The following is an 11,679-nucleotide window of genomic DNA, read 5'->3' on the forward strand; positions in this document are numbered from 1 at the left end:
GATGCGTTATATTACAGTTGAAGGTCTGAGCTTCCAGTATGATGCGGAGCCCGTTCTGGACAATATTCACTATCATTTGGATTCTGGGGAGTTTGTGACCCTGACTGGGGAAAATGGAGCTGCCAAGTCAACGCTTATTAAGGCTACCCTAGGAATTCTCAAGCCTAAGAAGGGGATTGTGACGATTTCTGATATTAACAAAGATGGTAAGAAGCTTCGCATGGCCTATCTACCACAGCAGATTGCCAGCTTTAATGCAGGATTCCCAAGTACTGTTTATGAGTTTGTCAAGTCAGGTCGCTACCCCCATAAGGGGTGGTTCCGTCGTTTGAACAAACATGACTTAGAGCATGTTCAACGTGCTCTAGAGTCTGTAGGTATGTGGGAAAATCGTTACAAGCAGATTGGACATCTCTCAGGTGGTCAAAAGCAACGTGCTGTCATTGCTCGTATTTTCGCTTTAGATCCTGATATCTTTGTTTTGGATGAGCCAACGACAGGGATGGATGCAGGGACAGCCAATACCTTTTACGAACTCATGCACCACTCTGCTCATAATCATGGCAAGTCTGTCTTAATGATTACCCATGACCCAGAGGAAGTCAAGGAGTACACAGACCGTAATATTCACCTGGTACGTAACCAGAAATTGCCTTGGCGTTGTTTCAATATCCATGAAAAGGATGGAGAGGATCACAAACATGATTAGTGAATTATTAGCCTATGATTTTATGCAACGTGCTATTCTCGCCGTGATTGCTATCAGTATCTTTTCGCCAATTTTGGGACTCTTCTTAATTCTTCGTCGTCAGAGTCTGATGAGCGATACTTTGAGTCACGTGTCCCTAGCTGGGGTGGCTGTTGGAATTTTCTTGGGACAATCAACCACTTGGATGACCCTTTTGGTTGTGGTTATTGCTGCTTTAGTTTTGGAATATCTCAGGGTAAGTTACAAGCATTATATGGAGATTTCAACAGCTATCCTCATGTCAATGGGATTGGCAGTGGCTCTTATTCTTAGTAACAAGGCGGGTAGCAGTAGTATGAGTTTGGATAGCTATCTTTTCGGTTCTATTATCACGATTAGCTCTGAGCAGGTGCATGCTCTCTTTGTGATTGCGGCTATTGTACTGATCTTGACTCTCCTCTTTATTCGTCCTATGTATCTTTTGACTTTTGACGAAGACACTGCTCATGTAGATGGCTTGCCAGTACGTCTCATGTCGCTCTTCTTCAATATTGTGACAGGGATAGCGATTGCCCTGATGATTCCAGCAGCAGGAACACTTTTGGTTTCTACCATCATGATTCTCCCAGCAGCTATTGGTATGAAAATAGGTCAGACCTTCAAGTCTGTTATTTTCTGGGCTATTAGTATTGGTTTGGTTGGAATGCTCTCTGGTATCTTTATTTCCTATTATTGGGAAACACCAGCTAGTGCGACCATTACTCTTATCTTCATCGCCTTCTTTGGTCTGGTATCAATCTTTGGGCCTCTCTTAAAAGCAGAGTAAATAATAGAAAAGGAGCTTGAGAAATCGAGCTCTTTTTGTGATATACTAAAGTGGTTTTTTAGATTTGAGTTATAAATAATGGTAGATTTCTAGTCAGAAAAAATCAGTCAGATTCTGCTATTGTCTGTCATAAATCGTAGCAAAAACAAAAAGGAGGAAACATGGAAATCTTTTTAACAAGTATATCTGGAATTCTAGTCATCCTGGGTATGATTTTAGTGGGCTTCGTCATGGGGGAAAAAGGCTGGTTTGATGACAAGTCGCGTGGCCTAATCGCTAAGATGGTCACCCAAATTGCCTTGCCCTGCTATATGCTTTATACCATCACGCAGCGTTTCACAGCAGCAGACCTGCTTAAGATGTTGCCAGAATTACGTTTTCCTGCTCTGTCTATGGTGATTTTGTTTGGAATTGCAACAGCAGTGGCTAGGATTTTTGCAGTCAGAAAGGATCGTCGTGGACTCTTTATTTCCATGTTTTTTAATTCTAATACGATCTTCGTGGGACTACCAATCAACCAAGCTCTTTTTGGAGATGCTAGTATTCCCTATGTTCTGATCTATTACATGTGTAATACGACTTTTTTCTGGACCTTGGGGACCTATCTCATCCAGCGAGATGGTGAAGGAGAAGCTGAGTTTGATTTAAAAACTAGTTTAAATAAGATTTTTTCTCCCCCTCTTATGGGTTTTATCATAGGTCTTATTATCGTTATTCTTCATATTCAGTTACCGACATTTTTAACCAGTGATTTGCAGTATTTAGGTAGTTTAACAACTCCTTTATCTATGATTTTTATCGGTTTGTCAGTGTCTAATGCAGGAGTGAAGCAGTTGGTTCTGAAAAAAGACCAGGTATTAATTCTGCTAGGACGCTTTGTGGTTGCCCCGGTTTTGATGGCTGCAATCGTTTATTGGTCCTCCTTACCAACTTTGATGAAGCAAGTTTTTATCATCCAGTCGGCTATGCCTGTCATGACCAATGCACCTGTGGTTGCTAAACTCTACGGAGCTGATAGTGATTACGCTGCTATCATGGTGACTGAGACTACCCTCGCGACCATGATCGTTATCCCAATTCTCATGGTTTTGATGGCCTAATAAATGTCTGAGTCATCCAGTTTTTACTGGTGGCCTCTTTTTGTAAAAAAATCAAAAAAGTTTAAGAAAACGCTTTACAAATTATCAAAAGGTGCTATAAAGATTATATAATCTATGCAAACGCTTGCATCGAATATGGGAGGAAATGAAATGAATAAGCTAAAAGAAAACTTTGGCTTTGATTTCTGGCAAAAGTTTGGTAAGGCCCTCATGGTTGTTATCGCGGTTATGCCAGCAGCAGGTCTTATGATCTCTATCGGTAAAACGATTGCCATGATTAATCCAAACGCGGCACCACTCGTTATTACAGGTGGATTTCTTGAGCAAATTGGTTGGGGGGTTATCGGTAACCTTCACATCTTGTTTGCCCTTGCCATTGGTGGTAGTTGGGCTAAGGAACGTGCAGGAGGTGCTTTTGCAGCAGGTTTTGCATTTATCTTGATTAACCGCTTGACTGGTTCAATCTTTGGTGTTACTTTAGATATTCTTGCTGATAAGGGTGCTACAGTTCACACACTTCTTGGTCAAATCAATCAAGGTGTCTGACTACTTCATCAGTGTTTTGGAAGCTCCAGCCCTTAACATGGGTTGTATTTGTAGGTATCATCTCTGGTTTCATCGGAGCTACTGCTTACAACAAATACTATAACTTCCGTAAATTGCCAGAAGCTTTATCATTCTTCAATGGTAAACGTTTCGTACCATTCGTAGTTATTCTTCGTTCAGCTATTGCAGCCATCGTTCTTGCTATTGTATGGCCAGTTATCCAATCTTGAATTAACGGTTTTGGTATGTGGATTGCCAACTCGAAAGAAAATGCTCCAATTTTGGCACCGTTCTTGTTCGGTACATTGGAACGTCTTCTCTTGCCGTTTGGTCTCCACCACATGTTGACTATTCCAATTAACTACACTCAATTGGGTGGTACTTATGAAGTCTTGACTGGTGCTGCAAAAGGTACTAAAGTTTTGGGTCAAGATCCACTCTGGCTCGCATGGGTTACTGACCTTGCTAACCTTAAAGGTGCGCATCCAGATCAATATAAACACCTTCTTGAAGCCTATACACCAGCTCGTTTCAAAGTTGGTCAAATGATTGGTTCATTTGGTATCTTGATGGGTATGGTGGTAGCTATCTACCGTAACGTTGATGATGATAAGAAACATCAGTATAAAGGTATGTTGACTGCAACTGCGCTTGTAATATTCTTGACAGGGGTAACAGAGCCTATCGAGTACATGTTCATGTTCGTAGCTACTCCACTTTACATCATTTACGCATTTGTACAAGGTGCTGCCTTTGCAATGGCTGACATCGTTGACCTCCGTGTTCACTCATTCGGTTCTATCGAATTCTTGACACGTACACCTCTCGCTATTAACGCTGGTTTGGCGATGGATATCATTAACTTCATTTGGGTAACTGTACTCTTTGGTGTTATCATGTTCTTCATTGTAAACTTCATGATTAAGAAATTTGATTACGCAACACCAGGACGTAATGGTAACTACGAACAAAATGACGATTCTTCAGAATCTGCTGGATCAGCAGGTGCTGGAACAAGCTCAGCAAGCTCACAAGTTATAAACATCATCAACCTTCTTGGTGGACGTGCTAACAATGTCGATGTTGACGCATGTATGACTCGTCTCCGTGTTACTGTTAAAAATGCTGAAAAAGTCGGAACTGAAGAACAATGGAAAGCTGAAGGTGCTATGGGTCTTGTTATTAAAGGCCAAGGTGTCCAAGATATCTACGGTCCTAAAGCTGACATCTTGAAATCTGATATCCAAGACGTACTTGATTCAGGTGAAGTTATCCCTGAAACACTTCCAAGTCAAGTGACTGCTGTTCAAAAAGCAGAAGCTCAATTCAAAGGTGTGACTGAAGATGTTCACTCAGTTGCAGACGGTCAAGTTATCAACATTGAAGATGTAAAAGATCCAGTATTTTCACAAAGAATGATGGGTGATGGTTTCGCTGTAGAACCAGAAAACGGTAAGATTGTTTCTCCATTAGCTGGTAAAGTTTCATGCATCTTCCCAACTAAACATGCTCTTGGTTTGGTATCAGATAATGGACTTGAAGTTTTGGTTCACATAGGACTTGATACTGTTAGTCTTGAAGGTAAACCATTTGAGGTTAAAGTTACTGAAGGACAAACTGTTGCTGCTGGTGATCTCTTAGTGGAAGCAGATCTTGCAGCTATCCGTGAAGCTGGACGTGAAACTTCAACAGTAGTTGTCTTCACCAATACAGACTCGATTAAATCAGTTAAAGTAGAACATACAGGAAAATTGGCAGCTAATGCTCCAGTTGCAAAAGTAGAACTTTAATTTGTTAAATAATAATCAAGCAGACAGCCCAGGGGCTGTCTTGTTTGTAAAAGACCTTGTTGTCATTTCTATATGTAAGTGTCAGATAAAGGATAAGATTATGAAATTTCTAACCTTAAATACCCATAGTTGGATGGAAGAAGATGCAGAAGGAAAATTCCAAACCCTAAAGGAACAAATCCTTAAGGCTCAATATGATATCATTTGTTTCCAAGAAGTTAATCAGGAAATAGAGACGGCAGCTGTAGAAACGGATGCTTACTATCATGTGCTACCATCAGCAACATCAATCCACCAAGATCACTTTGTCCGTTTGCTTGTGGAAAAATTAGCTGAAGAGGGACTTCAATATCATTGGACGTGGGCTTATAATCACATTGGTTATGACCACCTTAATGAAGGTGTTGCTGTCTTGTCACGCCAACCATTGACAGCTAGCGAAATTTTAGTTTCAGATGTCGATGATCCAACAGACTATCATACACGCCGTGTGGCAGTGGCTGAGACGACTGTAGATGGCCGAGAAGTTGCTGTTGCTAGTGTCCATCTTTCATGGTGGGATAAAGGTTTCCAAGAAGAGTGGGCACGCATTGAGGAACGTTTCCAATCTATTGGCAAACCTCTTATCCTAGCAGGGGACTTTAATAACCCAGCAGGTCGAGAAGGTTACCAAACAATATTAGCCAGTCCGCTCAAACTTCAGGATAGCTTCCAAGTGGCTCAAAAAACAAATGGAAGCTATACAGTTGGACCTGGTATCGATGGTTGGAAAGGTAATGAAGAACCTTTACGTATTGACTATGTTTTTGCAAGCCAAGAGTGGGCACTAAATCGCCTTAGTGTCATTTTTGATGGGAACAATCAACCTCTAGTAAGTGATCATTATGGCCTTGAAGCAGGACCTTACATTTAAATAGTAACTGTAACCTATCATGATCTAATGAGGGTAAAAAAACATTGTCAAAAGATAAATAAAAGAGTAAACTAGAAGCTGTAATTGAATTTTTATAAGGAGAGACTAATGGCTCATATTACATTTGACTATTCAAAAGTTTTGGATAAATTTGTAGCACCACACGAAGTAGATAACCTTCAAGCACAAGTAACAGTAGCAGACGAAATGATCCGCAAAGGAACAGGCCCAGGTGCTGACTTCCTTGGATGGCGTGACCTTCCAGAGAACTACGATCGTGAAGAGTTTGATCGTATTTTGAAAGCTGCTGAAAAAATCAAAGAAGAAAGCGACGTTTTGGTTGTTATCGGTATCGGTGGTTCTTACCTTGGTGCCAAAGCAGCTATTGACTTCTTGAACAATCACTTTGCTAACCTTCAAACAAAAGAAGAACGTAAAGCACCACAAATCGTTTATGCTGGGAACTCTATTTCATCAACTTACCTCGCTGACTTGCTTGAGTATGTTGAAGGTAAAGATTTCTCAGTTAACGTTATCTCTAAATCAGGAACAACAACTGAACCAGCTATCGCTTTCCGTTTGTTCAAGGAACTTCTTGTTAAGAAATACGGTCAAGAAGAAGCTAACAAACGTATCTACGCAACAACTGACCGCCAAAAAGGTGCTGTTAAGGTTGAAGCAGACGCTAACGGTTGGGAAACATTTGTTGTTCCAGATGATATCGGTGGACGCTTCTCAGTATTGACAGCTGTAGGTCTATTGCCAATTGCAGTTTCAGGGGCTGATATCAAAGCCCTCATGGAAGGTGCTAACGCTGCACGTAAAGAGTACTCTTCATCTAAAATCTCTGAAAATGAAGCTTACCAATACGCTGCAATTCGTAACATCCTTTACCGTAAAGGTTACACAACTGAAATCTTGGCAAACTACGAACCATCACTTCAATACTTCGCTGAGTGGTGGAAACAATTGGCTGGTGAGTCAGAAGGTAAAGACCAAAGAGGTATCTACCCAACCTCAGCAAACTTCTCAACTGACTTGCACTCTCTTGGCCAATTTATCCAAGAAGGTACACGTAATCTATTTGAAACTGTTGTTCGTGTAGACAAACCACGTAAAAACGTTGTTATTCCTGAATTGGCTGAAGACCTTGATGGACTGGGTTACCTCCAAGGCAAAGATGTTGACTTTGTTAACAAGAAAGCAACAGACGGTGTTCTTCTTGCTCATACAGATGGTGACGTGCCTAACATGTTCATTACTATCCCTGAACAAGATGCCTTTACATTGGGTTATATCATCTACTTCTTTGAGCTTGCTATCGCACTTTCAGGATACTTGAATGCTGTTAATCCATTTAACCAACCAGGTGTAGAAGCTTACAAGAAAAATATGTTCGCCCTTCTTGGTAAACCAGGATTTGAAGAACTTGGACCAGAACTTAACGCTCGCTTGTAATTCTCAGATAGGATCAGCTTTGGCTGGTCTTTTTTCTGTTATTAGCACTTCGTCTTTATTTCAATTTTACTAACGGCAGTCAAAGTGCTATAATGTAAGGGATTGTGAATTTAGCGGGTTCTGCTATTTTCAAAAAAGAAAAAAACAAATCAGAGATGTTATAACATCTCTTAGAAGAGGTGAATCCAATGGGACGTAAATGGGCTAATATTGTTGCTAAGAAAACTGCTAAAGATGGTGCTAACTCAAAGATTTATGCTAAGTTTGGTGTTGAAATCTATGTAGCTGCTAAACAAGGTGAACCAGATCCAGAGTCAAACTCAGCTTTGAAATTTGTTTTGGAACGTGCTAAACAAGCGCAAGTGCCAAAACATGTTATTGATAAGGCTATTGATAAGGCTAAAGGTAACACAGATGAAACTTTCGTTGAGGGGCGTTATGAGGGATTTGGACCTAACGGTTCTATGATCATTGTAGATACTTTAACTTCAAACGTTAACCGTACAGCTGCCAATGTACGTACTGCATTTGGTAAAAATGGTGGTAATATGGGTGCTTCAGGTTCAGTATCATACATGTTTGATAAAAAAGGTGTCATTGTATTTGCTGGCGAAGACGCAGATGCTATCTTTGAGCAATTGCTTGAAGCAGATGTAGACGTTGAAGATGTAGAAGCAGAAGATGGAACAATCACTGTTTACACAGAACCAACTGACCTTCACAAGGCGTTGGAAGCTCTCCGTGCTAACGGTCAGGAAGAGTTCCAAGTGACAGAACTTGAAATGATTCCACAAACTGAGGTTACTCTTGAAGGTGAAGACCTTGAGACGTTCAAAGGACTTATTGATGCTCTTGAAGCGGATGATGATGTTCAAAAGGTTTATCACAACGTAGCAGATATGTAATCTCATTAAACATTTTCTGTCTTGTAGAAAGTGTTTTTCTGTGGTCTGGTTAAGGATTTACCTTGCTTGTCCTGACGTAATCTGATATAGTAGAAGCCAAGTGAATTATTGGAGGAACACGAAATATGAATATGATGCTATTGTTGGTCATTTATGCTGTTGCAATTGTTGGTTATGTGGTGTTTAGCCGTCGCCGTCAGGCGAAGGCTCAAGAAGTTCGTTTTGCAGGTCTCGCTAAGGGTGCGGAAGTCGAAACAATTGGTGGTTTGATTGCCATTGTTGACGAAATTGATAAAGAAAATAATCGTATCGTCTTGGATGCGGAAGGTGTTTTCTTGACTTTTGACTTGAGCCGTTCAATCATGAAAGTGATCACGCCAGCACCAAGTACAGAAACAGCAGAGACTGTTAAAGAGACAATTGTTGAAGAAGATTCAGCAATTGAGTCTGCTGATGAAAAGTAAGATGTGTATTTTAGGCTAGGTTAAATCCTGGTCTTTTTGCATATTCTAATCTCCTTGGTATTAAACACTGTTCAGAACCCTTAAAAATGTGGTAGAATAAAGGATAAACTATATTTAGAGGATATTTCATGTTTAAATTTAGAAAAAAATCTCATCAAGAGGTTTTAGACAATATTCCTAACCATATCGGTATTATTATGGATGGAAATGGCCGTTGGGCTAAAAAGCGTCTACAACCGCGTGTGATGGGACATAAGGCTGGGATGGATGCCTTGCAAAAGGTAACCATCGAAGCGTCACAACTTGGAGTTAAGGTATTGACAGTCTATGCTTTCTCAACTGAAAACTGGTCACGTCCACAAGATGAAGTTAAATTTATCATGAATTTGCCAGTTGAATTTTTTAACAAGTATGTACCAGAATTAGACAAAAACAATGTTCGCATTTTGACAATCGGAGATAATAGTCGCCTACCTAAGGAAACCTTAGATGCTCTTGAAAAGGCAGTAGAGCAGACGAAACATAATTCCGGTTTGATACTCAATTTTGCATTGAACTACGGTGGTCGTGCGGAGATTGTATCGGCTGTTCAAGCTATTGCTAAAGAGGTTGAAATAGGGAGACTCAGACCTGAAGCTATTGATGAAGACCTCATTGCTAAGCATTTGATGACAGATAAGCTGCCATACCTTTATCGTGATCCAGATTTAATTATCCGTACGAGTGGCGAACTTCGTCTTAGTAATTTCTTGCCTTGGCAATCTGCCTATAGTGAGTTTTACTTCACAGATGTTTTCTGGCCAGACTTTGATCAGCAGGGACTACATCAAGCTATCTCTAACTACAATAAACGTCACCGTCGCTTCGGTGGTGTCTAGAAAGGACCTCTCATGCAAGAACGTTTAATTGGTGGGGGTGTGGCAGCAGCCATTTTCCTCCCATTGCTCTTTATCGGTGGTCTTCCTTTCCAGCTTTTGGTTGGGGCTATGGCCATGGTTGCAGTGTCTGAGATGCTTCGGATGAAGCACTTGGAGATATTCTCTATCGAAGGTGTTTTGTCTATGTTGGCAGCCTTTATTTTAGTAGTGCCCATTGACCATTATTTTAACAGTCTTCCAACAGATGCCAGTGTGACAGGTTTTGCCATTATTTCTTTTTTGATTTTAGCAGGAACTGTACTTAATAGCGACCACTATTCTTTTGATGATGCGGTATATCCAATCACTTCTGCCTTTTATGTTGGTTTTGGTTTCCAAAATCTCATTGCAGCACGTTTGGATAGCTGGGAAAAAGTTTTATTTGCCCTCTTCATTGTTTGGGCGACGGACATTGGTGCCTATCTCTTTGGTCGTCGATTTGGTCAAAAAAAGTTATTGCCAAAAGTATCACCTAATAAAACCATTGAAGGTAGTGTTGGTGGTATCTTATCAGCAATCATTGTAGCACTACTCTTTGGGTTGATTAATCATAATGTCTATGCACCCCATAGTTTCTTCTGGTTGCTTATCTGTACGATTCTCTTTAGTATCTTCGGTCAATTTGGTGACTTGGTTGAATCAGCTATTAAACGACACTTTGGTGTTAAAGACTCAGGTAACCTTATTCCTGGACACGGTGGCATATTAGACCGTTGTGATAGCTGGATTTTCGTTTTCCCAATCATGCACTTACTAGGACTTTTTTAAGGGTGGTGGTGTCTAAATGAAAGCTATTATTACTTTTTTACTGATTTTCTGTGTGATTGTCGTCTTCCATGAGTTTGGCCATTTCTTCTTTGCCAAACGATCAGGCATTCTGGTGCGTGAATTTGCCATTGGGATGGGTCCTAAAATTTTTGCACACACTGGTAAGGATGGTACCGTTTATACTATTCGTATCCTTCCTTTGGGTGGTTATGTGCGTATGGCTGGTTGGGGTGAAGATACAACTGAGATTAAAACGGGGAGTCCTGCTAGCCTAACGCTTGGAAAAGATGGCAAAGTGAGACGTATCAATCTTTCAGATCGTCAGGTTGACCAGACGGCTTTGCCTATGAACGTTACTGCCTATGATTTGGAAGATAAGTTAACTATTACAGGTCTTGTCCTAGGTGAGACCAAGACCTATGAGGTTGACCATGATGCCACTATCGTTGAGGAAGACGGTACGGAGCTTCGTATTGCTCCTAAAGATGTCCAATATCAAAATGCTAGCATTTGGGGACGTTTAATTACCAATTTTGCTGGTCCTATGAACAACTTTATTCTTGGGGTCTTGGTCTTTATTATCCTTGCCTTTGTTCAAGGTGGTGTTCAAGATACGTCGACCAACCTTATCCAGGTGGCTAATGGTGGTGCTGCCCAGGTGTCAGGTTTGAAAACTGGTGATGCCATCGTGGACATTAACAAGGACAAGGTTACTGACTGGGACAGCTTGAAAGAAGCGTTGAGAGAGAATACCCAAAAATTCTCGAAAGGCGACAGCCTTTCTGTGACGGTTAAGAGAAGTAATGGTCAGGAAGAAACTATTTCTGTTAAACCCCAAGAGAGCCAAGGGAGCTACTTTTTAGGTGTCTCTCCTGTCTTAAAGACAGGTCTTAAAGATAAGATTTTTGGTGGTTTCCAAATGGCTTGGGAAGGTGCGACGGCAATCCTCGCTACGCTCAAAGGGCTCATTACCAACTTTAGCTTGAACAAGCTTGGTGGACCGGTTGCTATGTTCCAGATGTCTGCACAAGCCTCTGAAAGTGGGTTAATTTCCATTCTTGACCTTATGGGAATGCTCTCTATCAACTTAGGGATTTTCAATCTTATTCCAATTCCAGCCCTTGACGGTGGTAAAATTGTTATGAATATTATTGAAGCTATTCGTCGTAAACCACTTAATCAAGAAATTGAAAGCTATATCACACTCGCAGGTGTTGCGGTCATGGTTGTCCTTATGATTGCAGTAACTTGGAATGATATTATGCGTGCTTTCTTTTAATTAGAAACAAAGAAATGAAAGGAAG

At 40.7% G+C, this 11,679-nt stretch carries 10 protein-coding genes and 1 pseudogene; all 11 read left to right on the forward strand.

Annotation, left to right across the window (positions count from 1 at the left end):
• The first annotated feature begins 1 nt into the window (after nucleotide 1).
• Nucleotides 2-709 (forward strand): metal ABC transporter ATP-binding protein, encoded by a 708-nt coding sequence (locus E3C75_RS03270; protein WP_014607906.1) that lies wholly within the window; start codon nucleotides 2-4, stop codon nucleotides 707-709.
• Nucleotides 702-1,514 carry a metal ABC transporter permease gene (locus tag E3C75_RS03275; RefSeq protein ID WP_100262320.1) on the forward strand — a complete coding sequence of 271 codons (813 nt, stop codon included), beginning with the start codon at nucleotides 702-704 and terminating at the stop codon, nucleotides 1,512-1,514. Before E3C75_RS03270 ends, E3C75_RS03275 begins: the two co-directional genes overlap by 8 nt.
• 161 nt (nucleotides 1,515-1,675) lie before the next feature.
• Nucleotides 1,676-2,614: an AEC family transporter gene (locus tag E3C75_RS03280; protein ID WP_011226824.1), complete on the forward strand. Its 939-nt coding sequence runs from the start codon at nucleotides 1,676-1,678 to the stop codon at nucleotides 2,612-2,614.
• A 150-nt stretch (nucleotides 2,615-2,764) separates the two neighbouring features.
• Nucleotides 2,765-4,950: pseudogene (locus E3C75_RS03285) on the forward strand (PTS transporter subunit IIBC).
• A gap of 100 nt (nucleotides 4,951-5,050) precedes the next feature.
• Nucleotides 5,051-5,863 carry an endonuclease/exonuclease/phosphatase family protein gene (locus tag E3C75_RS03290; protein ID WP_014621106.1) on the forward strand — a complete coding sequence of 271 codons (813 nt, stop codon included), beginning with the start codon at nucleotides 5,051-5,053 and terminating at the stop codon, nucleotides 5,861-5,863.
• Between the two features lie 108 nt (nucleotides 5,864-5,971).
• Nucleotides 5,972-7,321 carry a glucose-6-phosphate isomerase gene (locus tag E3C75_RS03295; RefSeq protein WP_133264089.1) on the forward strand — a complete coding sequence of 450 codons (1,350 nt, stop codon included), beginning with the start codon at nucleotides 5,972-5,974 and terminating at the stop codon, nucleotides 7,319-7,321.
• A 188-nt stretch (nucleotides 7,322-7,509) separates the two neighbouring features.
• A complete protein-coding gene (locus tag E3C75_RS03300) occupies nucleotides 7,510-8,226 on the forward strand; it encodes a YebC/PmpR family DNA-binding transcriptional regulator (protein ID WP_002949309.1) in 717 nt (238 codons plus the stop codon).
• A 125-nt stretch (nucleotides 8,227-8,351) separates the two neighbouring features.
• A complete protein-coding gene (locus tag E3C75_RS03305) occupies nucleotides 8,352-8,690 on the forward strand; it encodes a preprotein translocase subunit YajC (RefSeq protein ID WP_071417509.1) in 339 nt (112 codons plus the stop codon).
• Nucleotides 8,691-8,818: 128 nt separating this feature from the next.
• Complete coding sequence (locus E3C75_RS03310; RefSeq protein ID WP_024009716.1) at nucleotides 8,819-9,568, forward strand: undecaprenyl pyrophosphate synthase; 750 nt, start codon at nucleotides 8,819-8,821, stop codon at nucleotides 9,566-9,568.
• A gap of 12 nt (nucleotides 9,569-9,580) precedes the next feature.
• A complete protein-coding gene (locus tag E3C75_RS03315) occupies nucleotides 9,581-10,375 on the forward strand; it encodes a phosphatidate cytidylyltransferase (protein ID WP_071417510.1) in 795 nt (264 codons plus the stop codon).
• A gap of 16 nt (nucleotides 10,376-10,391) precedes the next feature.
• Nucleotides 10,392-11,654 (forward strand): RIP metalloprotease RseP, encoded by a 1,263-nt coding sequence (gene rseP, locus E3C75_RS03320; protein ID WP_111679198.1) that lies wholly within the window; start codon nucleotides 10,392-10,394, stop codon nucleotides 11,652-11,654.
• Nucleotides 11,655-11,679: the final 25 nt, after the last annotated feature.

This window comes from Streptococcus thermophilus (assembly GCF_010120595.1).
Lineage (GTDB): Bacteria > Bacillota > Bacilli > Lactobacillales > Streptococcaceae > Streptococcus > Streptococcus thermophilus.